Below are 25,166 nucleotides of genomic sequence, written 5' to 3' on the forward strand. Positions count from 1 at the left end.
TTCAGGGGCGAATCAGGGGTTTGCCGGATGTTATCCTCCGCGCAGATCGGCTATTCATATACATAGAGGTGGATAGCAGAATGTACGTACGAGGATGTGGCAGGTGAATGAAACATGACTTGGGCCTTGCGTGACCTGAAAGCCAATAGTGGCATCTGGGCTGGCGTCTTTATCGTTCTTGTGGTCACCCAAACCCTGCTCTGCGCCATGAGCGTGAGCATGGGCGTCAACAGCTATTACCAGGGTCTGTCGGTCAAGACCAGAGATCCTGCCAAGAGTCTGGCTTCGGCCCTGAGTCTGGTCTTCCTCACGGTCATTGTGCTCGGCTGCTTGGTGATCAAACAGACCCTGCAAGCATCAATTCGCCAACGTCGGCAGGGCCTGGCCCTTCTCTCGCTGTTGGGAGCCACGCCTAAGCAGATCCTGCTGCTTACCCTTTTGCAGGTGATCATTCTGGTTCTGCTGGCCTCCCTTGTTGCCGTGGCTCTTTCACCTGCGCTGGCTGGAAGGATCCTGGATTGGTATTCTACCGGGATGCGAATGCCGGTACATTTCGCTTTTACCTGGCGCGGTTTTCCCGGGTCTGCCCTGACTGGTCTTGCAGTGGGATTGGCCACGGCCGTCTTGGCGACCAGCCGAACATTGCGGGATTTGGGGAAGATGACACCCGTCCGGGTGGCGCGCCGTGCTGAGGAGAGCGGACCGATTGACCGGCCCCGACATGGACGTGGTCTCGTGTCCCTTTTCCTTGGGCTGGTATTGCTGCTATTGCCGTTGCCTGTCTTTGCCTATCTTTCGCACAGCGGCTCTGGGTCCTTAGAGCCTAAGCAGGTTCAGGCGGTCATAAGTACCGTTGGAAGTGGACCGCTGTTCGCTATTCTTCTGTTGCTGATTGCCTTGGCTCGCGCTGGAGGGCTGGTCATAAGCAGAGTCACTCAACTCTGGACCTCTCTAGTGCCATCGTCATCTGCTGTCTGGCGGATAGCACGTTCACAGGCTGTGGTCAGGAGTCGAGACACTACATTCGGCTCAACAGTTATAGCTCTGACTGCCTGTATGTTTCTGGTCGGCGGTCTGTTGGCTGCCGGAGGCACCAGTACCATCGCCATGAACAAGGTACCGGGAATAAAGAACGTCACATCGGGCGGAACTTTGGAGTTGCTCTATGGTTTCTGGGCAGCGCTGCTTGTCGCCCTAGTAGGCGTGATCGCGGGGTTCACCATCGCCGCTCGCGATCGTGACCTCGATCTCGCGCTCCTGTCAATTGCCGGCGCGAACCCGCAGCAGCTGACTGCTATATCCATATTGGACGGCACCATCGTGATGACTACAGGCATTATCATCGCAGCAGGCGGCACTGGACTAGTCGGACTGAGCACTGCTATGGTCTATTGGCCTCTTGTCCACAGTCTGTTCATGGTCTTTCCGTGGCAGTTCTTCCTTATCTGCGGGTTGCCGATTATCGTCGTCGGCTCGCTGGCGACCATGCTGACGGCGCGGCCTGCATTGAGGCGTTCGCCCGTAGCCATTTTGCAAGGCGCCGTAGGCGAATGATTCACACCAAGCATATGGAGTAGGTCTATAAAGATCGCTCTAGAGGTTTGGTTATGGACCGTTGATTGTCGCAAATGCAATAGGGAAGTTTCAGAACTCTTTGCCTGTCAAGCTGTTCTGTTCCCCTTCGTTGCGGAAAAATAGAAAGTTCTGAGGGTTTGAATGTAGTAAGTGGGCCCGAATGATCATTCATGCTTCGATAACAGAATCAGGAAGCCTCCAGCATGCGGGCCTCTTGCACTACTGAAATAAAAGCTTCGGGTTCGTGCGCAAACCGGCCCAAGAACAACCCGTCGACAGCTGGCCATAATTCAGTCAGAAGCCCGGGTCCTGCCGAACCTCCATAAATGATGGATATGTTATCGTCGTACTGTCGGAAATGTTCAGAAATAGCAGTACATACTTCGCGCACATACTCTGTTGATGCGGGATGCTGGGCTCCTATGGCCCATATCGGTTCATATGCGACCCATAGCGGGCCTGGTTGATGACCATCTACAGCGTTATTGATTTCTTCGATACATACTTGTGATGCTTTTTCTGCATTCATGCGTTCTGACTCGCCCACACACAACAATGGCGTCAGACCGTTGCGCCAAGCAGCGGCCACCTTACCTGAGATAAGGGCATCGTCCTCGTGATAATATCTGCGACGTTCTATGTGACCGATTTCTACAATCGAAGCGCCAAGAGCAGCCAAATCTGAGCCGGATACTTCTCCTGTGTAAGCTCCTCTGTCGTCGGGGCAGACATCTTGGGCTCCGATTCGTACCCCTGCCTGTTTTAGCAACGATGCCGCTGAAGCAATCGTGAGAAAATCAGGAAGAACGGCCATAACGACAGAATCGGCGTCATGGATGGGCTTCAGTAGTTGACTCAGACGCCGACAATAGTCAAGCGTCCTCTTTTGGGGGAAATACATCTTGGTGCTTAAGGCAACAATTGCCATGACTTCTACTTTCGCATGATCGAATTATGAGTATCTACTGCCAATTTGTTTGCAGGCATAGCTTCTGGGCAGAAGCAGCGTCACTATTCCTGCAACGTCTTATCGCAAGACGCGCAGAGACATTTTTGAGCTGCCTACCGCGCGCCTGAACGTATCTATCCACTTGTACCGGCCGTCTTAGCAGGTTCCAAGAGTCCCTCGTTCATATTCGTTAATTCGGTCGACCTTAGGAGCGCTGCGCGATTTGGGGTCAAACGTATGACTCAGGTACTCGTCCATAAACATCTTGGCCGACTCCACTCCTACTACTTGTGCTCCCATTGAAATGAGATTCGCATTATTGCTGAGCACAGCTCGTTGAGCCTGATAGATATCCGTTACGCATGCACAATAAGCGCCGGGGACCTTGTTCGCAGCGATGGACACACCTATGCCGGTTCCGCACAGCAGAATGCCGCGGTCCTCTTCACCGGCTGCTACTGATTTCGCTACCGCTATGGCGGTGTTGGCATAAATAGGATCTTCGGAAGGGAAATCGACCACTTCATGACCGAGCCGCTCAGCCTCTTTTATCAAGGCCTGCTTGAGCTCAGTGGCATTGGGATCACAACCGAAAGCCAGCTTCATATCTACTCCTCTTTCCCTGAATTCTGTTCCTGTGAGCGTTTGTAATCCATGCGCATCTTGGCGTACACTGCAGCGACCCGAGTTGCCTCAATCATGCTGCGCCCCTGAGCGGTCCCTTTCCCGGCAATGTCGAAGGCAGTGCCATGATCTACGGAACTACGCATGAAGGGCAGCCCCAGCGTTATTGTCACTGCATGCTCGAAGTCCAAAGTTTTGCAGGCGATATGGCCCTGATCGTGGTACATCGAGAGAATGCAGTCATTGTGACCGTCTAGATTCAGCGCGAAAATGGCATCAGCCGAAAGGGGGCCTTCTGCGCAGATTCCGAGCTTTTGTGCATCTTCGACAGCCGGGCGGATATCGGTGATTTCTTCGGTGCCGAACATACCGCCTTCGCCCACGTGGGGATTCAAGGCAGCGACGCCGATGGTCGGGTGCTTGAATCCGAGTTTCTTGAATTCTGTGTCGATATTCTTGAGAAACTCGAGGATGCGATCATGGTTGGCCAGATCGCAAGCTTTGCGTAAGGAAACATGACGGCTGACGAAAAAGACACGCAGCTTATGGACGTTGAACATGGTTAAGGCATAAGGCGAATGCGTGAGCTCCTGATAGATCTCGGTATGCCCAATATAAGGAACGTCCGCCATTTTCAGCGCGGCCTTATTGATTGCTGCAGTGGAGACTGCATCGATCTTGCCGGCCATTCCTAGATCGATGGACTTGGTGATGTATGAGTAAGCGCGAAGAGCCGCATCACGCTGAGGGTAGCCATATTCAATCTTTGCGTCATTCGCCACATCGGTCTGCAGCAGATCGACTGTGCCATAGCGGTAATATGCTTCGCTGGGGTCACTAATCATGTGGATCTTCAGAGCATCTACATTGCATACTTTCATAGCCTGCTCAAAGCTGTCGCGATGCCCGATGACGAATGGTTTGCATATGTCGTAAATCATCGCGGACTTCATGGTCTGCACTACAGTTTCAGGACCGATTCCGGCTGGATCGCCAAGGGTTATGGCCATGACTGGCTTTTGCAATTCTTCGCTCATATCAAATAGTTGCTTTCTCTGATTGGTTTATTTGGACATGCTGTTCATCGAAAAGGCGGTTGACGACCTGAAGGGAGGTCTCTTCTACGCCGGTCAATCCTCCTTTGCATATGACTGGCGTGCCCGAGAAGGGTCCGCCGACAATAACTGATTGATCTACTTGAGGGATGAGGTAATCGACCATGTGCAGTCCCTGCGCCTCGATGGCCTTGCAGAAACCCACTGTGGTGTCGCCGCCCGTCAAATAAAAGCCGGCGCAACGTTCGGGAGTAACTATATTGGCCACCGTACGGGCGACTTCACTGAATTTTTCCGTTATCAGATTCGAGGCTTCTTCGGCAGGAAAGCCGCTAATTTTGGTCAATTCGTCAGGTTTGGCAGGGAGCTTATCTTCCAAGGCGTTGTCAACAGACAGAAGTACCACCCTCGGCTGATGGGAGCTTGACGACAGTATTTGTATGGCTCGTTCTTTGACCCGTTGCATCTCCTCGCTGCATACTGAAGGCTTATTCGAAATCAGCTTCATGGGATCGACTGAAAGAACCGCTGTGCCGGGTTCCGCAGCCAAACGCATCATCTGCATACGAGTGGTCTTCGTGGCGCTGCCGGCACAGGTAAGCACGATGCCCTTGTCGAATTCGCTGGCCTCGGTACGTACTGATCGATCAGGGCGAGGACTCGGACGAATGGAGCTGTGCCTCATGGCCAATGCCAGGGTAAACGGTCCCGGATCGACCGCAACCACTTTCCAGCCCAAATCGACGACGGCATCGGCGATCCACTGAATCTCCTGCAATGTAGCGGCATCAATCACAAAGACCCTACAGCCTCTCGCCCGTTGCAGCAGCAGTTGAGCTGCTATGGTATGGGCGCCGAGCACTATATCGTCGACAGGGACATAAGCCACCCTTTGCTTCATTTGAGACTGCACAAGATTGCGCACGTCAGAAAGCACCACAGGTGTGCGCACATCATGTGCGACGTCGGTCATTGCCAGGGGAATAGAGTCAATCAGCAAATACCCGCCGATCATGACTTTTTTCGATTGGGGCATCGCTGGCACAACCAGAGCGACATAGTCGTCATTCAGGGCCGACAGCATTCCTTCTACTTCAGCACCTATGTTGCCACGCATGGTGGTGTCGATGCGTTTGGAAAACTGTGTGGCGCCGAGTGAAAGTAAACTCTGTGTGGCTTCACGAACCGCTTTGTATGCTTCCTCTGGCTTCATGGCACGAGAATCAGTGCTGGTGATAATCACGTCTTCATCGGGGCTTACGATATCCGCCATGGTTCGCGCGTCGTAGCACAATGTCGGCTCTATTCCTTCTCGTGCCAGCAGTGCTCCCACGGTAGTACCACCAGTGACGTCGTCGGCCACAATGCCAAGTTCGGTCATCATTACTCCTTTACTGCTTTCAAAGCTGTACTGATGGGACGAAAAAACTCATTCGGCAGCTGCTTCCACTTTGACGGCCTCGTCCTTTTTTGGCTCAACAGCAGGTTTGAACTCGGTTAATGTGAGCAGAATGAAGAAAGCAAGGACCAATATCAGTACGAAATAGCTGAAGGCCACGGTGTAATTGTGCGTGGCATCGAGCAGTGCACCGACGATCAGCGGAGCGAAGAACCCACCGAGATTGCCGCCGCTGTTGATGATTGAAATGGCAAATGGATAGGTGGAATCGGTTGTCATATTCATTGCAAAGGACGTAAAGCCGGACCAACCGATGTTGAGGAAGAAACCAGCAAGAATCAGTACGATTGCTAATAGTGCGGTGCTGTTGGGCGTGATCAGCAGAATTGCCATCATCACTGCTGTCATCAGTGCCGTAATCAGCATTGCAGGCTTCCTGCGTCCGCGGAAAATACGATCTGAGACAAAGCCGCCAAGAATAGCGCCGATCAGACCTCCGATGTACGGAGTGGACGACATCCAGCCCATGGAAATGGTTCCATAGCCTCGCGCGCTCTTCAAATAGTCAGGAATCCAGGTAATCATCCCATAGAGCACATTGTTCATGCAGAAGTAGGCAAGCGTAACACCCCAGATGTTCCAGGACTTGAGCACTTCGCCATTACGATGGAGACGACGGCCCTGGCGCAGTCGGATAACCTTGTCGATCCAGCCCATATTGCCGAAATCGACCGCTGTGGCCTTGCCTCCGTTCCTGTCGCCTTCGATATACTCAAGCTCAGCTTTATTGACGTGCCTGCTCTCTCTTGGGTGAGAACGGACAACCAGATAAAATACCAAGGCCATGATGAATCCGGGGACAGAGAACCAAATAAAAACGGATCTCCAGCCAAATGCCTGTGCCAGGAACACGGAAACTATTGGGACAAGAATCGGGGCCACCATGGTAGAGCCGATGTAGACACCTGTCGCGATGCCCTTTTCTTTCAGAGGGAACCATGAATTGATTGTTGATGTCATACCAACGGGCGTGGGTCCTTCAATCAGTCCGAGGAACAGGCGCAGGACCAGAAGCGCCAACGCTCCACCCACATGGCCCATGAGGAATGTAACGATCGAAAAACCTAGAATCGCCACGGAAACGATTTTTCTAGTGCCAAACTTACCCATGACCAAGCCGGCGGGAATTTGCGAAACAGCATATCCCAGGAAGAAGAGGCTGGATACTGCTCCTGCCTCAAAGTTTGAAATCTGGAATTCGCTTCTCATCATTGGCAGGACGGCACCGATATTGGAGCGATCTGCCATGCAAATAACGTAGCCTACGAAGATTGTCGAAAGGACAACCCAGCGATAACCGCTACGGTGCGGTTGTGCCGCTTTCTGTGTAGATGCCATATATGCTTCCTTGCAATATGAGTTCGGTTAAAACATGAAAATTTATATCAACTGTTCTTGTGATTTGAAACCTAATACTGTATTTTTGAGAAAAGAAGTCAAAATGCTGTAGCGAAGATGATACAAATGACGAATAAAGCTGATATTGATAAGTCTCATGACCGACTTGCCGATGTGGCGGAACTGTATTGGATTCAAGGGCTAAAGATAGAACGGGTGGCACGGGAGTTGGGTATTTCACGCTCAACGGTTTCCAGACTCGTTGCAAGGGCCAGAAGGGAGCATGTCATTGAATTCGTTGTTCATAGAACAAAGAATTCAGCACTTGAGTTGGAGAACCGACTCATCCAGAAATACCATGTCCGAGTAGTCGTTGCCGATACCAGTGACAATGCAGACAACACATTGAAAAGAATGGCTGTAGGAAAATGCGCAGCTATCTGGCTCAATATCCTTGTTCATTCCAACACCACAATCGGGGTTGCCTGGGGCCGCACCATAGAGGCTATGTCCTTGCAATTGCAGCAGCGTCATTTGCCCGGCATGCGAATACTTCAGCTGCATGGGTTCGGCAACTCGCAGACCTTCGGAGAGAACTATGCAACCCAGATTCTTTCGCGGTTTCACAAGAACTTTGATGCGTCAGTGCGACTTCTTCCGCTTCCTGCTATTTTCGACTCTGAAAATACCCGGAATCTCATGTATCAGGAATCGAGCATACGTAAGATTCTTGAATTACGGAAACACATGAATATGATGGTTACCTCTGTCGGCACACCGAACGGATCTGACCCGAGCCCGTTGTTTACGCCAGGACTGTTGAGCAGTAAAGACATCAAGGTCCTGCATGAACAAAAGGTGATCGGTAATCTTGCATCCACTTTTTACCGGGCCGATGGCAGTACCAGTGACATCGACCTGAACAGCAGATCGACCGGATTGAACCGCGTCGAGCTGATGAGTGTGGCAACGCGGTTGTTTCTTGTAGCCAGCCCCAGTAAAGCTCAAGCTCTGCATGTCGCTCTCAGATCCGGATTTGTAACACATCTGGTGGTCGACCGCCAAACCGCTGCGGCCCTGCTTGAGTTATAACTAATCCAAATGGGGAGTGGATATTTGATATGTGCAACATCGATGATTGGGTAGTGTGTCCAGACACGTATATTGCTTTGACATGGAGACGACGTATAGGCTCAGTTTTAAGGCAAAGAAAATGATGTATGATAGAATCTATCTAATGAAATAGGCTCGTACTCGGGCAAGGAGTACGAGCCTATGATCAGTAGATCGACGGATTAGTGCCTGGTGCGTTTGGGTGTAATCCAAACGGTAGTTTTCGGGTGCCTTTCGGCATAGGGTATGGTTACATACCTTCCAGTCCCAGCATCTTGGGGCTGGATTCGTATATGTGTTTGCTTAGTCATTTCGCCTCCTTCCAGAATTTGATCTGCAGGTCGACGGCTTGTGTGCCATCTCCCTGATTCACTCTTTATCTTACACCATCAATATACTAAATATAGGGTCTTTAAAGAGAAAAAACACTATATTTAGTGTTTTGTGTTTTATGTATTACCAATATGAAACTCGAATCATCGGGATAAAAATATCCTGTATGCGGCGAAGAAGAGATGTGTCTGGTGTGGAATGCCTATAGAATGTCATGCAATGCGCAAATGCTGAAGCTAATTTTTTGATACTCTCACACTCTTCAATTCCAACCTGCGTTGGCTTGGTGATCTATTCGGTTGCACGGTGAATACTGTTTGAGGCATTTACTTGAACTGAAGCAACGAATCAATTAGTTTGCAGTATCGTTTGGCACATGACGGTTCCTCGTAAAAGCGGGTCAAAAAGCTTAAAAGTACTTATATCCTCATGAATTTGATGAGGATTTCATTGCATTTTAATTTAAGTTACCTGGGAAAAGTGTGTTTTGATATTCGACATAAGCGGGCTCGTAGTCTGTTCTACACTTTTAAACCTAAAAGTGTAGAACCGTTACTATTCAAGCGTTCCAATCTCTTTGAATTTTCTTCTATCCTTATATTGATTGATGGAATCAATGATTACAAATGTCTACACGAGTGATATCTGTTTGTCAGTCGAAGAAGCAATTCGCAAAAGATGTTATTTGGCAGATCTTGCTTTGTCGCTAACCGTGCTAGACATTTATGTGTCATCGAATATGACTCTATGCGCTTGGTCACGGCAGTAATGGGAAGCGATACATAAAATTGTTTGACTCATTTGTGTAAGATTACAAAGGTTTGAGGCATCCAGTTGAGGCCTTCGGGCCCAAGTTTCCGACGTTAAATGGTTACTTGTGTTATCGGCTACGTTGTAGCTTCCTCCATTCTGGAGAAGCGGATGTCTGTGCGCCAAATCTTCACTTTTCTTTAGTGATTCACAAGCATTCAATAGAAGACCCGGCTGTATAACAAAGTTGCGAGAAAGCAATAAGACTAAAACTATTGAAAATAGATGTTCTGCATTTATGCTTTGTTTTATCTAAAGCAGGCAAGGTCTACAAAGAGCGTATTGAAAAGATGGGTGATAAAGGGAAAAGAGACTTAAAGCATCAAAGCTTCAGATTATGGGTCTAAAAAATTGTTTTGATGCTCCAAATCAGATTGACTAGATATTATTGTTAAGGCACAATGTAACAAAATCCTTCTTAAAATAGTTAACCTTCCAGAAGGTTCAATCAATTTCCTTTTTTAGTATATTGCTGGGTATTTTTACGTAGCTTTACGGCTTCATGCTCACTGATATTGTCTTGCTCAAAATCGAGGCTTGGTCTTAAATGGGGTAGTGCAGAACCTTGTATAGTCAGACAATCATTTCAGTGGCATTTTGAAGACATTGATCAGTCATAATAGATAACCACAACGACTTGGTGCTATGGGTACAGTAAATGCAAAATAATCATAAGATAGCCAACTCAATCGTTTTAGACTCATAGTCTATTCGAATAGCCATTTGGTGGGCATAACGAAAGTAGTTATCTTTGTTTTTTAAAATTCTTTTTAATTTCTTCCTTGCATTTAGATACTTGTTCATGCAAGGTATCTAAGTCTTTATTCACCAGTGTATCTACTTCTATATGTAATTCGTAACCAAGAGTAGTCAATTTCATTTCATAAGAATTAAGAAGATTTATCAGTTCCATTCTTTTATCCTCATTATCGGTATCCATGAATCGACGTGCAAGATACAATTCCATTCTTGCGCACTCGAGTGCTTGTTCGGATTCGTCGTGAAGCAGCTGACTTCGTGACTGCCGTTGACTCATCAACCCAAGGAAAAGAGCCACCACGGCTGCAAGAAATGTTGAGACTGCTGATATGGCATTCCAATCCCAGACCATAATATTCTCCTTGTTTTTCAGTTGTTTGATTCACAGTTTGAAGGGCACGGAGCTAAGCTGTATAAACGCAGACCCTTCAATCTTTCTACTATTATATGTTAGGCACATGTTTTATCGCTGCGTCGTTTTCAAATAAACGATGTCGAAACTATGATAAATTGTCTTTACCCAGTGTCATTTGGGATGAATTTGCTCAGTTATTGACGGGTTACGAGAAATTCTACTCGGTAACTCCTGTACGTCATCAGTCACGCATGAGACATGCCCCCGCGTCGTTTTCAGGATGAATTGGATTTTTAACGGGCGATAGGTGGCCTAGATCGGTGTTAGAACGATCTCTCCGAAGTTGTGCAAAAGCCCTGATTACTTAAGGGGTGGGTTTACTACATTCGACGATGATCGAGGATTTATTGAGGCGTTTTCCCTGTTAGATGTTTTTTTTTTAATCGGATACCCGATTGCAAATCCGTACATTGCTACAGCCTTAATTAAAAAAACGAATATTTTGATCCCGAACTTTAGAAAGTCTGAGAAGTGTGGAAGAAAAAAGCGCCACCCTAAAACAGGAATGACGCTTTAAGATTTGTGGAGCTGCGGGGAATTGAACCCCGGTCCGGTGACCGCACCCTCAGTCTTCTACGTGCGTAGTCTGCTGGCCTTTGTGGCTATCTGTCTGCCCCCACCTGTGTCGCAGACAACCGGTGGCGGGCATAGCCGCAGTAAAAGTCCCCGAACCGCCCTGTGGCGCGGCAGTCCAGGCAAGTCTTCTTAATGACGCTCAGCATCCCCCCGAAGGCGAAGGGGAGTGAACGGAGCAGCTGCTCACTGGTTAATCCTGGCGCGAAGCTCAGGCAGCGAGAGCGAACTCAGTGCGGTTAGATTTAGCACTTGTTGTTTGCGGGAGGACATTTACGAGCGGACCCCCGCGTTCTCGGCACGCTTCCCTGCGACGAACAGGTCACCGTCGAAACCGATCAGCCCCAATCTTGAATTATCAAGCTCCGCTGGTGCCATTTCGGACCAGCCTCGTCAGTATACAACAGATGGACCCTGCGGATATTCCCGCTTCTCCCTGGGCAATGACTTGCATTTGGTCAAGCCACAGAACCCAGTCGGCTGGTGGCATTGTCACTGAAGGCATGCACCTCCTCCACATCATCGTGGAAGGCCTCCCGCTTGGTGTCGTTGAAGAGGAAGATGTTGAAACGCGGCATGTCATCGCCGGCAAAGGGGATGAAGCGCAGACCATCGCCGGGGTGTACGCCGGCCGAGGTGATCAGGCTGCAGACCAGGCCTGATGTGGTCAGTAATTTCAAGGTTTCCACGTCGGAGACTTCAATCAGGTGGCTGACCGGTTCAGACAGGTGGATCAGCCGTTGGGTGGCCTGGGCATGGACGAAATCGCGGTTGAGGGTGACGAAGGGGACGTCCCCGGGAAGCATGGACAGATCCTCGGGGCGCAGACTGGTCATTCCCGCCGTGCCCAATCGTTCGACCATGGACTGGGTGCAGACCATGCCGAAGGGGAAGGATGCCAGCTTGGTCGTTTCAACGCCATCCACACTCAAAGACTCGTTGACACTGGCCACGGCCCCATAGTCCACGCGGTGGGCCTCTATCTGGCTCAGCAGCTTTTGGGATCCTATGGTTTCTACTGTTGTGTTCTTGTCTGGGTCACACTGCTCTTGTTGCTCTTTTCCGGAGCTTAGCAGCGATGAGATGATGGGCGGCAGGCCGATGGTACGCTGTCGAATCCCGGTCCTCGCAGCCAAGGCCTCGGGCAGGGAGTTGATCAGGTCCAGAGCCTGGCCGACATGGTCCACGACTGTTCTTCCAGCCTGGGTGAGCTGTGTGCCTTCACCTGCGCCGAAGCGCTGCCTCTGGACCAGCCTGGTTCCCAGACGCTTTTCCAGTCTTCTGATGGCCTGCGAGACCGCAGGCTGGGAGATGCTTGCCTCCAACGCGACATCGGTGAAACTGCCGTACCGGGCCAGCATGGTAAGCAGCTCGAGGTCGCGGACATTATCCATATAGGTCATGAGCCGCTTCCCTTGATTGGTGCTCAGATTATTATTGCTTATCTGTCAACTTTGGCGAAAGACTACTTACCATCAGACTATCATCGATAGCTGAACTTGAGAAGATTGACCCTTGAGAATATTGACAGGGCCTGACTCATGATTGGGGCCGGCCGTCACGATTATCGGTGATCAATCGTGACGGCCGGCCCCAATGTCAATGTCGCAAGCAGCGAAAGTGCCGGTTCTGCTCAGGCGTCGTAGTGCCACTGGGCCTTGGCTACAGCGGCGTCCACATCCTCAATCGGTTCCCGGTTCAGACCCTCTTGGACTGCCTGTGCAGCCACAGCAGTGGCCACCCGACGCGAGATCTCTTTGAGATCGGCCACCGGCGGCAGCACGGCGGTTCCGGGCTTGTCCACGTCAATCATGTCGGAGATGGCGTAGGCTGCGGCCAACAGCATCCCCTTGGTGACCAGCCGTGCCTTGGCGACGATGGCCCCGAAGCAGATGCCGGGATACATGAGTGCATTGTTGCCCTGCCCGATGGAATAGGTGACTCCCTGGTAGTCAACAGGCTTTGAGGGGGTGCCGGTGATGACGAAGCCGCGGCCGTGGGTCCAGGCAATCACGTCGGCAGCCTTGGCCTCGGCCAGTTCCGTGGGGTTGGAAATGGGGCAGATCAGCGGCCGCTCCACATGCTTGGCCATGGCCTCGACAACATCCTGGTTGAAGGCTCCGGCCTTGGTCGAGGTGCCGATAAGCACTGTGGGTTGGAAGGCGTCGACAACCTGTGCCAGCGAGGTCTTGTCGGTGACTGAGGCGAACTCATCCGGCTTGCGGGCGTAACGGGTCTGACCCTCGGTCAGATCATCCTGACCCTGCTCGATCAGCCCCTCACGGTCGAAGAGCAGGATCCTACTGCGTGCGGTCTCGGGATCCATGCCCTGGCGGATGATCAGGTCGTCCACGATCTGGTCGGCGATACCCACACCAGCTGTCCCTGCGCCGAAGACCATGATCCTGGTGTCCTTGGGGTCGGCTCCGGCGATTTTCCTGGCGGCGATCAGTGCGGCTAGGACGGTCACGCCGGTGCCCTGGATGTCGTCGTTCAGGGTCAGGATGCGGTCCTGGTAACGCTTGAGGACAGGCGCCGCCTCGGGCCTGCCGAAGTCCTCCCAGTGGATCAGAGCTTCGGGGTATCGCTGCAGGACCTGCTGGACGAAGTCATCGATGAAGTCGTCGTAGCGTTGCCCTCTGACCCTGGCGAAGTGGTTGCCCACGTAGTCTGGATTGTCCAGAAGGGCCTGACGGTTGGTGCCGACATCCACCATCACCGGCAGGACGCGCGAAGGATCGATGTTGGCAGCGGCGGTGTACACCGCCAGCTTGCCCGTCAGAATCTCAGCACCTTGGGCGCCCCAGTCGCCGATGCCGAGAATGCCTTCTGCGTCGGTGCAGACCACCAGGTCAATGGCCCGATCACCGGCGTACTGGTCCAGGGCATCGCCGATCCCCTCGGGATGATCGATGGAGATGTAGGCCACGTCGCTGCCTGAATAGAATTCGTCGTAGCGTTGGATGGATTGTGCCACGGTGGGGGCATAGACGATGGGCATGTACTCAGTCAGGTGCTTGTCCATACTCCTGTAGAAGAGCCGACGGTCGGTGCGGCAGATGCTCATCAGGTAGAGCCGCTTGTCCAGATCGGTGGGCTGGGCCAGGAAGCGGCGGTAAACGATGCGCTCGCGTTGTTCGTCATCCTGCACAGCGGCAGGCAGCAGCCCGTCCAGCTTCAATTGGCGTCGTTGCTTGTAGTCGAATCCCAGTCCCCGGTTGGCATAGGAATCGTTGATGGTATCGAATCCTGTCATGGTCTCACTTGTCCTTCACGATTGGGGCCGGCCGCGTTGCCGGACCTCTGCAATCAGACTAGAAAAGCTCCTGACGGACCGGCAAATAAGCATCGTCTATATGCCGTCAATAGGCTCATTTCAGTCTTTGATGGGTCTTTGAGGTCATCAATGGCTGCCGGTTATTACGTCCTACATATAGGCAGCGCTTATTTGTCGCCCTTGTCGCCTGCCGCATAGCATAAGTCCACATGAGCAAGCCGACGAAGAGGTCGGCGGTTTTCAGGCGGTCATACGCCGGACCATGAGCGAAGGAGCAAAGATGGGTGAAACAGTACGAACAGGCGGGGGCGGGGGAGACCCTCAGGCACGGGCCAGCCAGCCTTTCAATACGGGCCAACTGGTCAAGGCTCTAATCTGCGTAGCGGTAGGGCTGGTCATCTTCCTGATTCCGCCTCCCAAGGGGCTGACCGCTCAGGGCATGCACATGCTGGGAGTCTTCGTGGGCACCATCCTTGGGCTGATCCTGCAGCCCCTGCCCACCTCAGCGGTGGCTATCATCGGCATGACCGTGGGGATGCTGACCGGGGCCTTGGATCCCAAGAAGGCGGCTTTCAACGGACTGGGTAGCGCCTCCATCTGGCTAATCGTGGCGGCCTTCTTCATCGCCCAGGGCTTTGTCTCCACCGGACTGGGCCGCAGGATTGCCCTGGTCTTTCTGTCTCGATTGGGCAAGTCCAGCCTGGGCACAGCATATGGGCTCTCGGCTGCCGACCTGGTCCTGGCTCCTGCCACCCCGTCAAACACGGCTCGTCTGGGTGGCATTCTATTTCCGATCATCACCTCCATCAGCGACGTGCAGGGTTCAAAGCCTGACACTGACGAATCCCGGCGGCGCATCGGTGCCTACCTGGCGATCACGGCCAACAACGTCAACGCCATCACTTCGGCTATGTTCCTGACGGCCATGGCGGCCGGCCCGGTCGTCGGACAGCTGGCCCAGAAGTTCCATGTGGACATCGGGTGGGGCACCTGGGCCCTGGCCGGGATCGTGCCCGGCCTGATCTGCCTGATCATCATCCCCGCCCTGATCTACCGCATCTTCCCGCCAACTCTGAAGAACGTTCCTCAGGCTCAGGAGGATGCCAAGGACGAGCTCAAGGGAATGGGTCCGCTGAGCATGCACGAGTGGATTATGACCGTGACCTTCCTGGTCATGCTGGTCCTGTGGGCGACCGGTTCGGTGATCCATATCAACTCCACCACCGTGGCCTTCCTGGGCGTGGCCGTGCTGTTGTGCACCAAGATCATCACCTGGCAGGATATGGTTGCTAACAAGTCCGCCTGGTCAACGTTGATCTTCTTCGGTGTCCTGGTAGGCATGGCGGAACCGCTGAACACCCTGGGTGTCACCACCTGGGCGGGGGAGATCATCGCCGGACTGGTCAAGGGCCTGCCCTGGGTGCTGGTCCTGGTCATTCTGACGGTCTTCTACTTCCTCATCCACTACATGTTCGCTTCCGAGCTGGCCCAGGTGGCGGCTATCTACACGCTCTTCGTCAGCGTGGCCGTGGCCGCCGGGGTCCCTGCCATGCCTGCAGCGCTGATGCTGGGATGCGCCAGCGGTCTGATTGGCGCCATGACCCATTACGCCTCCGGACCGGCGGCTTTGATTTACGGTGCCGGATACGTCAAGACCTCTGAGTTCCTGCGGATTGGCTTGATCTGCGGGCTGGTGACCGTGGCCATCTTCCTGACCGTGGGTCTGGGCTGGTGGCGGCTCATCGGCATCTGGTAAATTCCGGATTCCGTAGATATATGTTTGGTCCCGTCCAGTCGGCTATTGACAGCTCGATCGGGCGGGACCAAATCATGTTTAAAAGCGAGGGATCACTGACCCTGCTGGCCCAGATAGTCGGGGATATGCTCGGGATATTCGGGCCAGGCGCCCTGCTGGGTGCAGACGAATGCGGCGGTGTTGACGGCGGCTCGGTGGGCCTGGGTCAGGGAGGCTCCCAGCAGGCGGTTGATGGCAAAGGTGCCGGAGAAGGCATCACCGGCCCCGACCGTGTCGGCCACAGTGATTTCAGGCGTTGGCAGGTGGGAGGACTGGCCGTCCGCCAGGTAGATCGTGCTGTAGTCGCTGCCGGCGGTCAGCACGATGGTGTCCAGGTGCCACTGGTCCATGAACCAGTGGCAGAGCTCGTCGTCCGTGGCTCCGGGAACGTGGAACATGTCACGCAGAGTGACCAGCTCCTCGTCGTTGAGCTTGAAGACCGTAGCCATGTCCAGCAGCTCCTGGATCAGATCCTTGCTGTAGAAGGTGCCGCGCAGGTTGATGTCGAAGAAGCGCATGGCATGGCTCTTGGTGTGACGCAGGACCTGCAGACATGTCTCGCGTGACTGGCTGCTGCGCATGCTCAGCGTGCCATAGCAGACCGCATCGGCCTTGCTGGCCAGCCCGGCCAGGTCATCCGTGTATTCCAGATGATCCCAGGCCACATCGGGCTTGAAGACGTACTGGGGGATGCCCTCGGTCAGCTGGACCTCGACAGTGCTGGTGGGGTGGTCGTTGTGCTGCAGAACCGCATCGACGCCGGCCTTGTGAACCGCATCCTCAAGCTCGCGGCCCAGGTCGTCCCGGCCCACTGCGCTGATGGCGTAGCCTTCCGCCCCGTTCTTTGCGGCGTGATAGCTGAAGTTGACCGGCGCGCCACCGGCCCGCTTGCCTGTGGGCAGGACATCCCAGAGAATCTCGCCGATGCTGAGGACCACGGGTTTACTGGTCATGGTGTTCCTTTCCTGATGACGGACGATGCGTCCGCCTGGTGCTTGTTGATTTCACAGCTGTGCGTCCCATGCTGGCCGGATGTTCCAAAAATTGGCTGGCAGCCACCGCGGCGGCCCCGGTCAACGTGGCATCGGCAGGTAGGTTGGAGAGCAGGATCTGCGTGTGCTCGCGCAGGCCAGGGAGGGCACGCTGGGATACTATGGCCCGAACTCGTTCCAGCAGTTGGGTACCGGCGGCGGCCACCATGTCTCCGATGACGATTTGTGCAGGGTTGTAGGCGTTGACGATGGTCACACAACCATAGCCCACGTAGTCGGCTATCTGATTCACCAGGGTCTGGGCGACTTGCTGACCCGAGCGGGCCTGTTTGAACAGGCTAGTGCAGGCCTTGGCGTGGGTCATGGCCTCGATTCCAGGGAAGTGATTCCGTATATCCGGCTGGCACATGTGGCGGTGGATGGCTACCGCCGAACAATAGCATTCCAGGCAGCCGCGGTTGCCACACTCACATGACAGGCCGTTCAGATCGATGCTGACGTGGCCGATCTCGGTGGCTGCTCCCTGGTTGCCGTCCACCAGGGAGCCCCTGTCGATGACTCCCAGTCCAACGCCTTCACCTACCAGGAAGTAGGCCATGCTGGATGCGCTCACGCGGGGGTCGAACAGACTCTGGGCGAGCGCGCCGGCTCGGGCGTCCTGCTCGATGAAGGTGGGGACACGGAAGGCCTGGCCGAATTCGTGGATAAAGTCCACACCACGCCAGCCGGGCATGCTGGTAACCAGGGCGATCCGGCCGGTCTCGCGCAGGTAGGGGCCCGGCACGGCCATGCCCACGGCCACGATGGCGGAATTCGCCTCCAGTCGTCTTTCCACTCGCGTTTTGACCTCAGCTACTACGCCGGGGATATCATCGGGGTTGACAGGGGGAAGATCCTCCGAGTCCAGCAGACGGCCGCTGATGTCGAACAGTCCGATGCTGACCAGGCTGCGGGCGAACTTGACTCCTATTACCTGGTAGCGGTCGGCGTTCAGGGCCAGACCGATGGATCGGCGGCCGCCCTCTGAGCCCAGGTTGCCGGTCTCGCTGATCAGACCCAGGCCAATCAGACGACCTACCAGCTTGCCCACCGCAGCCGGCGTCAGGTTAAGGTCCCTGGCCATCTGTGCCCGCGAACTGGTGCCGTGCTGGTGCAGATACTGGACGATGCGTGACTGGTTGAGCTCGGAGAGGGCCTTCGGGGTGCTGGCGTATGGACTGCCGTGCATGTCGACCTCCTCCTTGAGTGGTGCAGTCACGCGAACCTCGCGTACTTTATGAACAACGTTTATATATTAACATCGTTTATTAACCTTACGCAACATGTACCAACCTGTTTCAACCTGTTCAAGGCTTCTCGACAGAGGCAATTCCTTCGACGAGTGTGTCATTGCCAGCCAGGAAGTTCTCCAGCCTCTACTCCTTCACCAATGCGATGGATCGCAGGTTCTTGTGTGATCTCGGTCCTGTGTGAATGCCGCTTATGCGCTGGATATTTGGCTCCGCCGATGCCCGCGCGTCCTGGAGGCCGGAATTGCTTCTCGTCCCCGGCGTATGGGTAGATTGTTGGGTGGCCATCGGTGGCCATGGCTGGAGCATGCCGGTGATGGAGTCGTCAGCTGTATCAGCCTGTTTCGAGAAAGGTCTTGAACATGAGTCTTGATAATGGCATCGACGCCGTCGCCGATCCGCCTAAGGAACGATCATTGGCCCTAATTCCCCGGCCGCTTCACTTGCAAAGGGATCGGGGTCAGCTACTGTTGCCGGTTGCGGGCAGAATTGTCTGCGGTGCGGCGGTTGACCAAAAGCTGGGTTCCGTCCTGAGCGACCAGTTGACAGATACAATTAAGCAGGCTACGGGGATGGTCTGGGATCATTCACGAGGGCAGGCGTGGAAGGGCGCGATCAGTCTGGATCTGGACCAGGAACTTGGTCCCCAAGAGTATCTTCTGCATATCGCTGATCAGGGGGACCATCGCACGATTGTGGATATCCGCGGAGGCGATGGTCAGGGACTGCGGTGGGGGGTGCAGACCCTTCGCCAGATCATCATGCAATGCGGTCCGGTGCTCCCGGCCCTGCACATCCAGGACCGCCCCGCCTATCCAACGCGTATCTACAGTCTGGATGTGACCCGCGGTCGGGTGCCCACCATGGACTGGCTGCGGCACTGGGCGGACATATTGGCCCTGTATAAGTTCAATCAGTTGCAGCTCTACATCGAGCACACCATGGCTTTCCCGGGCATGAGCGAGGCTTGGAGGGGCACAAGCCCCCTGGAGCCTGGGCAGATCACCGACTTTGATGACTATTGCGCCCGCCTGGGCATCGAGTTGGTGCCTTCGATTTCCACCTTCGGCCACCATTACACCAGCCTTCGTACTCGCGGATTCAGGGATTTGGGCGAGTTCCCTGAGCAGGCGGACCGGACTTACTCTTTTATAGAGCGTCAGGAGCATCACACCATCAATGTCAACCACCCAAAGGCTCTCGCATTCTCTACAGGGCTGATTGACGCCTATGCGCCGCTTATGCGTACGCGGAATTTCAATATCGGAGGAGACGAGACTTTTGATCTGGGCAAGGGGCGCTCGCGGCAGGACGGTTCCAGCAAGGATCCTGCTGATATGTATGCCGACTATCTGATCAGCCTGTGTGATCACCTGCATGCACAAGGCCGCCATCCCATGTTCTGGGGCGACGTCGCTGTGTCCATGCCCAAGGTCCTGGACAGGCTGCCCAAAGACTGCACGCTGCTCAACTGGCTCTACGACCCACAAGTAGGGCCGGACAAGGTTGCTCTTGTAGCCTCGACAGGGGCCCGGCAGATAGTCTGCTCGGCCGTTCACGACTGGAATCATCTTCTGCCTGGAATCGACAATGCATGGAATAACATCAGCCGTCTGAGTCGATACGGGATTCAGTACGGTGCCGTTGGGGCCATGGTCACCGACTGGGGCGATTACGGGCACATCAACGATCCGCGCATGAGTTTGCCCGGTATGGCCTACGCCGCCCAGCGCTTCTGGAATCCCAATGACGATGATCGAGACCGGGTGGATAGGGATATGGGCCTGCTGATCTATGGGGATGCGACAGGGGACTATCTGCCGGCGCTGATTCAGGCAGGCTCCAGTGCGGTCTTCGGCTGGGACGACATGGTGCGCTACTGGGAGCTTGATGACGGCCATGGGGGCCTCAACCAGGATGTGGCATCTACATTGCCAGGCGCAGGCGTGCCTGAGCTGAATCCGTCTGCAGATGTCGATGAAGCTCGCCGGAGCCTGCTTATGGCTTTGCGCATTCGTCTGGAGCAGGTGGATCAGCGTGACGCTCTGCTGGTAGACGCGGCTGCACGCATGGGCAGGGCGGCCACCGAAGGCCGGGCTGATGCGCGCAGAACTTTGCAGGCGCAGTTGGTGGCTGTCCATGGCCAACGCCTCTTCAACGCATTGGGTCGTAGTTTGGCTGTTTGCCATGGCGTTCTGCCTGGAGCCCAGGATGCCAGCGCCGACCGGGGCCTGGCCGATGCTTTGGAGATCTGGTTCGAGTCTTACGCCACGGTTTGGCGTCAGGTCAGTCGCGAATCGGAGTTGGGACGGATCGCCTCTGTAATTTGGGGCTTCGCTGACATTCTTCGGAAGGGGACGAACTCCTGATCGGATCGATTGCGGGGTCATGTCGAAAGGTCGGGAGAGCGCAAGGATGACCATTGATAAGCAGAACATCGCTCTGCGGCATTTTGAGCGTTCCTTGCGCTGACTGAGTCTTAGGATCGCATAAATCTCGAACCAGGCAAATTACCCAAGCCCTGCCTGTCGGTTTCAAGCCTTGGCTGGTTTCTTATGTCAAAGCTAAAAACCGACAGGGCGGATTGTCATGCCAGAGGAGTTCGGCTTTCGCTGTTGGGGTGCTTGTTGAGCACAGGGCCTTATGTGGCGAATGAGCTTCTTGAAATCAACTGAGTGGAACCAAGGTTGGCAATACTGCATCTATATAATTTAACGAATTGACAAAATCAATCCATCCCTCTATTCTTAACGTTCAGGAGGTAGGAACCGGTTTCCTCCCCTGTGAACGCCGTAAAGGCAGATGCAATAGGCAAAGGAGCATTTCGGATGGGTCTGTGGGACGTCGACAAAATCGAATACGTGGGTCGCAAGGGTGTGAAGGAAGGCCTGGGCTTCCGTTACTACGACAAGAACAAGGTGGTGGCCGGCAAACCTATGAAGGACTGGCTGCGCTTCGCCGTGGCCTGGTGGCACACCTTCAACCAGGGCCTGGTGGATCCCTTCGGCGATCCCACCGCGCAGAGGCCTTATTACCGCTACACCGATCCCATGGATCAGGCGCTGGCCAAGGTGGACTACGCCTTCGAGCTCTTCACCAAGCTGGGGGTCGAGTTCTTCTGCTTCCACGACCGCGACCTGGCTCCTGAGGGCGACACCCTGCGCGAGACTGATGCCAATCTTGACAAGGTGATCGACCGCATTGAGGCCGCCATGAAGGACACGGGCGTCAAGCTGCTCTGGAACACCTCCTCGCTCTTCACCAATCCCCGCTTCGAGGCCGGCGCGGGCACCTCGCCCTTCGCTGACATCTATGCCTACTCGGCTGGCCAGCTCAAGCACAGCCTGGAGATCGGCAAGCGGCTGGGTGCCGAGAACTATGTCTTTTGGGGCGGCCGCGAGGGCTACGAATCCCTCTGGAACACCCGCATGAAGGAGGAGCAGGATCATATGGCAGCCCTCTTCCACATGTGCGTGGACTACGCCAAGGAGATCGGCTTCGACGCTCAGTTCCTGATCGAGCCCAAGCCCAAGGAACCCACCCTCCACCAGTACGACTACGACGCGGCCACCACCATCAACTTCCTGCGCACCTACGATCTGCAGGACAACTTCAAACTCAACATTGAGGGCAACCACGCCAACCTGGCCATGCATACCTATCAGCATGAGGTCCGCGTGGCCCGCGAGGCCGGATTCCTGGGATCCCTTGATGCCAACCAAGGCGACAAGCTGATCGGCTGGGACATGGACGAGTTCCCCTCGGATCTCTACGATGCCACCGCCGTCATGTGGGAGGTGCTGGCCAACGGGAGCATCGGGCCGCGCGGAGGCCTGAACTTCGATGCCAAGCCTCGTCGCTCCTCCTTCCTGCCTGAGGACCTCTTCAGGACCCACATCGTGGGCATGGACACCTATGCCGCTGGTCTGCTGGTCGCGGCCAAGATGCATGAGGATGGCTACATCGAGCAGCTGCAGCAGGAGCGCTACTCCTCCTTCGAGTCCGGTATCGGTGCCACGGTTGCGGACGGCACGGCCACGCTGGCCTCCCTGGAGGAGTACAGCCTTGACAAGCCGCAGGCCGAGCTGATCGCCGCCGACAAGTCCGACCATCTTGAAGTGGTCAAGGCCACCATCAACAACTACATCGTCGAGGCTCTGGCCCAGGCCTGAGCTGTACCCAAGCATGGCTCAACCCCGTACGACGGAATTCGTTCCGTCGTACGGGGTTTTCTTATTCGGTTCCGGCTATCCGGGATTCTGCATGGCATGGTGAGGAGACACTCGGATATGTTTGGGGAAAAATGAAGAGGGGATTTTCTGATCTGAGTAACGCCTGAGGCTTGAGAAATAGCCGTTTCTGAAGCATTTGCATGCCTACTTTTAAGCGGGTTTTCTGTGTTTTCGAGCATTTTTTGTGGCTCTTGTGTGCCAGAGGGCTATACTGGAACTAAATCGCTTTAGTAGATCATCGAAGAACTACTGCGAACAACATGGAGGTTGTCGATGTCGAATGAGGCAGAGGACAGGCCAGGCAGCAATCACGAAAGTGACGAACCAAAGCCTATTTTGGCAGGTTACTATCGCGCCTGGCGAGATAACTGCGGAAAGCCGAGAGAGGATTTGATTTCACTTGGCGATGTGCCCGCAGACCTGGATCTTGTGTCAATCATCACCAATGGTGAAGTCGATAATGATTTTTGGCTTGCTTTGCCGTCCTACATTGAAAAACTTCATGCGCAAGGCACACAGGGGTCAGAACCCTGTTTTTGGACTGCTTCTATCGGGATACCTACGAGGATTGCGGCAAAGTCCACACTTTCACCAGGCTTGGCGAAAGAAACGGCGGACCGGATCGCCGTGCAGACGAGATAATTGCCAACTATCTGGAGCCCTTTGACTACGACGGCCTGGTGATCGATGTCGATCATGAACCTGAGTCCGAGCAAATGGCTGCCGTAGCCGAGGTGTTTCACGCTTTGGCAAAGAAGTGGGGACCGGGTTCAGCGTCCTCACGCCTCATGATTTTCGATCAGGATATTCTTCTGCCCCAGACCAGCCTGATTGCTCAGGTCTTTCATGATTGCTCCTACTACTTTGCAGATACCTATGGCATGGATGTTCGCCGTATTCAGGGACTTTTCGAGCAGGTTCGCGACTTCGTCCCTGCTTCAAAATTCGTCACTGGTTTTTCATTCTATGAAGAAGGAGGCCCTCGATGGGGTGATGTCACGTATCCGATTGAAGGAAGCAGGGTCAAAGATCTCCTATCCTGGCATCCGTTTGATTCGAACCGCACGGGGGGACTGTTCGCCTATGCAATAGATCGCGATGGGGTTGCCCAAGGTGACGATCGGTTGCGACGAACCGATTTTAAAACCATGCACTATTTAAAAGAAGAATTGGAGAACAAAGGAGTTTCTCATGAATAAACTAGGGAAGATATCAGTTATGCTGCTGGCCGCGACTACCAGCGTCGGGATTTTATCGTCATGTGGTTCTTCCGAATCGGATAAGAAAACAGTCAAGTTTGCCTACCAGGCCACCGGAGACACCAGTGCCATCAGCAAGTGGATGAAAGACGTCAAGACCCAGTTTGAAGCTGAAAACAAAGGCGCTACTTTGAAGTTGGAGCCTATCAAATCGAACGGTGATGACTACGGTAGCAAGTTGGCCTTGATGAGCAAATCCGAAAAAACTGCTCCAGACCTCATGATCCTTGACACGGAAATGATCCGACCCTATGTCGCAGCTGGTTATCTGAAGCCTATAGATGACCAACTAAAAGGCTGGAAGGACTGGTCACAGTATTTTGACAGTTCGAAGAACGCCGGCAAAGCCGATGATGGAAAAATCTATGCAGTGCCTCTGGGCACTGACACCAGGGGTATCTGGTATAACAAGGACATTCTCAAGAAGGCCGGCTTGAGCGACGACTGGCAGCCTAAATCCTGGGATGAGGTAATTGATGCAGCGACAAAGATCAAGAAGACTCAGCCCGATGTAATACCGATGAACCTCTATGCCGGCCGTCCTCTCGGCGAGGTCTCCGTCATGCAGGGCTTCGACATGCTTCTTTACGGCACCAAGGGCGGTACCCTCTACAACACCAAGACTCAGAAGTGGGTCACTGGTTCCAAGCAATTCAAAGACTCCCTCCAGTTCATCAAGGACATTTACAGCAAGGGTCTGGCACCCACGCCCCAGCAGGCTCTGGATCCTCAGCTTGGTGACAAGGTGGGGCAACAGTGGATGCCTCAATCGAAACTTGGTATGTCAATCGAGGGCAACTGGCTTGCTTCATCGTGGATGCCCGGCGGCGACAGTGAATGGACCGATTGGCAGAAGCATATTGGCTGGTGTGGATTCCCAACTCAGAACGGGCAGAAGCCTGGTCTGATTTCCATGTCTGGCGGTTGGGGCCTGGCGCTTTCCAGCCATACGCAAAATCCTGATCTTGCCTTCAAAGCACTCAAAGTTTTCCAAAATGAGAAGCACGCTGCAGCTTATGACACAATCTCCGGATCAATCGCAGTGCGCAAGGACGTAGAGCAGGATAAGAAGTACCTGGGGTCTAATCCCACCATCAAGTTCTTCACGGATTTGGCCAAGTACAGTCAGTACAGGCCGGCGAACTCCCAGTACAAGGAGGTTTCCGACCAGGTCGCCATAGCTACTGAAAGCGTATTGACCGGCCAGAAGTCAGTTAAGGATGCAGCAGCTGAATACGATTCTGCGATAACCAAAACCGTAGGTGCCGATCATACAGAAGCCGCGAAGTAACAGAATTCCATTCGCTGGTTTTCTTTCG

Annotated in this window: 18 protein-coding genes and 1 other RNA gene; 8 read left to right on the forward strand and 11 right to left on the reverse strand. The window is 54.0% G+C overall.

Translation table 11 applies throughout. The features are described from left to right. The first annotated feature begins 114 nt into the window (after positions 1–114). The gene (locus tag P272_RS0102230) at positions 115–1,554 is read left to right on the forward strand and encodes an FtsX-like permease family protein (protein ID WP_029677942.1); all 1,440 of its coding nucleotides are present in this window, start codon (positions 115–117) and stop codon (positions 1,552–1,554) included. Between the two features lie 208 nt (positions 1,555–1,762). Here P272_RS0102230 and P272_RS09045 read toward each other — a convergent pair whose 3' ends face one another. The 5 genes from P272_RS09045 to P272_RS0102250 form a co-directional block, all read right to left on the reverse strand. Beyond that, positions 1,763–2,503 (reverse strand): triose-phosphate isomerase family protein, encoded by a 741-nt coding sequence (locus P272_RS09045; protein WP_081709003.1) that lies wholly within the window; start codon positions 2,501–2,503, stop codon positions 1,763–1,765. Between the two features lie 177 nt (positions 2,504–2,680). Next, positions 2,681–3,130, reverse strand: a complete 450-nt coding sequence (locus tag P272_RS0102235; protein WP_029677944.1) for an RpiB/LacA/LacB family sugar-phosphate isomerase — start codon at positions 3,128–3,130, stop codon at positions 2,681–2,683. Between the two features lie 2 nt (positions 3,131–3,132). Continuing rightward, a complete protein-coding gene (gene pdxA / locus P272_RS0102240; RefSeq protein ID WP_029677945.1) occupies positions 3,133–4,185 on the reverse strand; it encodes a 4-hydroxythreonine-4-phosphate dehydrogenase PdxA in 1,053 nt (350 codons plus the stop codon). 1 nt (position 4,186) lies between these two features. Then, on the reverse strand, positions 4,187–5,587 hold the full coding sequence (locus tag P272_RS0102245; protein ID WP_081709004.1) for a four-carbon acid sugar kinase family protein: 1,401 nt from the start codon (positions 5,585–5,587) through the stop codon (positions 4,187–4,189). A gap of 45 nt (positions 5,588–5,632) precedes the next feature. After that, positions 5,633–7,000, reverse strand: coding sequence for an MFS transporter (locus P272_RS0102250; RefSeq protein ID WP_044097650.1), 1,368 nt, complete (start codon positions 6,998–7,000; stop codon positions 5,633–5,635). 126 nt (positions 7,001–7,126) lie between these two features. Here P272_RS0102250 and P272_RS0102255 point away from each other — a divergent pair, with 126 nt between their 5' ends. Continuing rightward, positions 7,127–8,092, forward strand: coding sequence for a sugar-binding transcriptional regulator (locus P272_RS0102255; protein WP_172636690.1), 966 nt, complete (start codon positions 7,127–7,129; stop codon positions 8,090–8,092). Positions 8,093–10,001: 1,909 nt separating this feature from the next. Here the strand turns inward: P272_RS0102255 and P272_RS0102260 are convergent. The 4 genes from P272_RS0102260 to P272_RS0102270 form a co-directional block, all read right to left on the reverse strand. Further along, positions 10,002–10,367: a hypothetical protein gene (locus P272_RS0102260; protein ID WP_029677949.1), complete on the reverse strand. Its 366-nt coding sequence runs from the start codon at positions 10,365–10,367 to the stop codon at positions 10,002–10,004. 583 nt (positions 10,368–10,950) lie between these two features. Then, positions 10,951–11,349: a transfer-messenger RNA gene (ssrA, locus tag P272_RS09050) on the reverse strand. Between the two features lie 112 nt (positions 11,350–11,461). Next, the gene (locus tag P272_RS0102265) at positions 11,462–12,406 is read right to left on the reverse strand and encodes a LysR family transcriptional regulator (protein ID WP_029677950.1); all 945 of its coding nucleotides are present in this window, start codon (positions 12,404–12,406) and stop codon (positions 11,462–11,464) included. A gap of 230 nt (positions 12,407–12,636) precedes the next feature. Continuing rightward, positions 12,637–14,259: an NAD-dependent malic enzyme gene (locus P272_RS0102270; RefSeq protein ID WP_029677951.1), complete on the reverse strand. Its 1,623-nt coding sequence runs from the start codon at positions 14,257–14,259 to the stop codon at positions 12,637–12,639. Between the two features lie 301 nt (positions 14,260–14,560). Between P272_RS0102270 and P272_RS0102275 the strand changes: the two genes are divergently transcribed. After that, positions 14,561–16,036 (forward strand): DASS family sodium-coupled anion symporter, encoded by a 1,476-nt coding sequence (locus P272_RS0102275; protein ID WP_029677952.1) that lies wholly within the window; start codon positions 14,561–14,563, stop codon positions 16,034–16,036. Positions 16,037–16,128: 92 nt separating this feature from the next. Here the strand turns inward: P272_RS0102275 and P272_RS0102280 are convergent, their stop codons facing one another. Next, positions 16,129–17,028, reverse strand: a complete 900-nt coding sequence (locus P272_RS0102280; RefSeq protein ID WP_029677953.1) for a carbohydrate kinase family protein — start codon at positions 17,026–17,028, stop codon at positions 16,129–16,131. Continuing rightward, the gene (locus P272_RS0102285; protein ID WP_029677954.1) at positions 17,018–18,295 is read right to left on the reverse strand and encodes an ROK family transcriptional regulator; all 1,278 of its coding nucleotides are present in this window, start codon (positions 18,293–18,295) and stop codon (positions 17,018–17,020) included. Before P272_RS0102285 ends, P272_RS0102280 begins: the two co-directional genes overlap by 11 nt. 423 nt (positions 18,296–18,718) lie before the next feature. Between P272_RS0102285 and P272_RS0102290 the strand changes: the two genes are divergently transcribed. The 5 genes from P272_RS0102290 (at position 18,719) to P272_RS0102305 (ending at position 25,138) form a co-directional block, all read left to right on the forward strand. Then, positions 18,719–20,725 carry a glycoside hydrolase family 20 zincin-like fold domain-containing protein gene (locus tag P272_RS0102290; protein ID WP_044097651.1) on the forward strand — a complete coding sequence of 669 codons (2,007 nt, stop codon included), beginning with the start codon at positions 18,719–18,721 and terminating at the stop codon, positions 20,723–20,725. Positions 20,726–21,184: 459 nt separating this feature from the next. Next, positions 21,185–22,528 carry a xylose isomerase gene (gene xylA, locus P272_RS0102295; RefSeq protein WP_029677956.1) on the forward strand — a complete coding sequence of 448 codons (1,344 nt, stop codon included), beginning with the start codon at positions 21,185–21,187 and terminating at the stop codon, positions 22,526–22,528. Positions 22,529–22,861: 333 nt separating this feature from the next. Then, complete coding sequence (locus P272_RS09215; RefSeq protein ID WP_155804923.1) at positions 22,862–23,230, forward strand: EndoS/ChiA family endoglycosidase; 369 nt, start codon at positions 22,862–22,864, stop codon at positions 23,228–23,230. Beyond that, entirely contained in the window at positions 23,125–23,787 is a 663-nt protein-coding gene (locus tag P272_RS0102300) for an EndoS/ChiA family endoglycosidase (RefSeq protein ID WP_029677957.1), read from the forward strand. The genes P272_RS09215 and P272_RS0102300 overlap by 106 nt, the downstream gene beginning before the upstream one ends. Then, positions 23,780–25,138, forward strand: coding sequence for an extracellular solute-binding protein (locus P272_RS0102305; RefSeq protein ID WP_029677958.1), 1,359 nt, complete (start codon positions 23,780–23,782; stop codon positions 25,136–25,138). Before P272_RS0102300 ends, P272_RS0102305 begins: the two co-directional genes overlap by 8 nt. Positions 25,139–25,166: the final 28 nt, after the last annotated feature.

The sequence above is a fragment of the Bifidobacterium sp. 7101 genome (genome assembly GCF_000499285.1).
In the GTDB taxonomy this organism is placed as follows: domain Bacteria; phylum Actinomycetota; class Actinomycetes; order Actinomycetales; family Bifidobacteriaceae; genus Bombiscardovia; species Bombiscardovia apis_A.

What these genes read in the sequence shown, in the direction of transcription:
- P272_RS0102230 (WP_029677942.1), top strand. Translation starts at nt 115, where the DNA reads ATGACTTGGGCCTTGCGTGACCTGAAAGCCAATAGTGGCATCTGGGCT.
- P272_RS09045 (WP_081709003.1), bottom strand. Translation starts at nt 2,503, where the DNA reads ATGGCAATTGTTGCCTTAAGCACCAAGATGTATTTCCCCCAAAAGAGG.
- P272_RS0102235 (WP_029677944.1), bottom strand. Translation starts at nt 3,130, where the DNA reads ATGAAGCTGGCTTTCGGTTGTGATCCCAATGCCACTGAGCTCAAGCAG.
- pdxA (WP_029677945.1), bottom strand. Translation starts at nt 4,185, where the DNA reads ATGAGCGAAGAATTGCAAAAGCCAGTCATGGCCATAACCCTTGGCGAT.
- P272_RS0102245 (WP_081709004.1), bottom strand. Translation starts at nt 5,587, where the DNA reads ATGATGACCGAACTTGGCATTGTGGCCGACGACGTCACTGGTGGTACT.
- P272_RS0102250 (WP_044097650.1), bottom strand. Translation starts at nt 7,000, where the DNA reads ATGGCATCTACACAGAAAGCGGCACAACCGCACCGTAGCGGTTATCGC.
- P272_RS0102255 (WP_172636690.1), top strand. Translation starts at nt 7,127, where the DNA reads ATGACGAATAAAGCTGATATTGATAAGTCTCATGACCGACTTGCCGAT.
- P272_RS0102260 (WP_029677949.1), bottom strand. Translation starts at nt 10,367, where the DNA reads ATGGTCTGGGATTGGAATGCCATATCAGCAGTCTCAACATTTCTTGCA.
- P272_RS0102265 (WP_029677950.1), bottom strand. Translation starts at nt 12,406, where the DNA reads ATGACCTATATGGATAATGTCCGCGACCTCGAGCTGCTTACCATGCTG.
- P272_RS0102270 (WP_029677951.1), bottom strand. Translation starts at nt 14,259, where the DNA reads ATGACAGGATTCGATACCATCAACGATTCCTATGCCAACCGGGGACTG.
- P272_RS0102275 (WP_029677952.1), top strand. Translation starts at nt 14,561, where the DNA reads ATGGGTGAAACAGTACGAACAGGCGGGGGCGGGGGAGACCCTCAGGCA.
- P272_RS0102280 (WP_029677953.1), bottom strand. Translation starts at nt 17,028, where the DNA reads ATGACCAGTAAACCCGTGGTCCTCAGCATCGGCGAGATTCTCTGGGAT.
- P272_RS0102285 (WP_029677954.1), bottom strand. Translation starts at nt 18,295, where the DNA reads ATGCACGGCAGTCCATACGCCAGCACCCCGAAGGCCCTCTCCGAGCTC.
- P272_RS0102290 (WP_044097651.1), top strand. Translation starts at nt 18,719, where the DNA reads ATGAGTCTTGATAATGGCATCGACGCCGTCGCCGATCCGCCTAAGGAA.
- xylA (WP_029677956.1), top strand. Translation starts at nt 21,185, where the DNA reads ATGGGTCTGTGGGACGTCGACAAAATCGAATACGTGGGTCGCAAGGGT.
- P272_RS09215 (WP_155804923.1), top strand. Translation starts at nt 22,862, where the DNA reads ATGTCGAATGAGGCAGAGGACAGGCCAGGCAGCAATCACGAAAGTGAC.
- P272_RS0102305 (WP_029677958.1), top strand. Translation starts at nt 23,780, where the DNA reads ATGAATAAACTAGGGAAGATATCAGTTATGCTGCTGGCCGCGACTACC.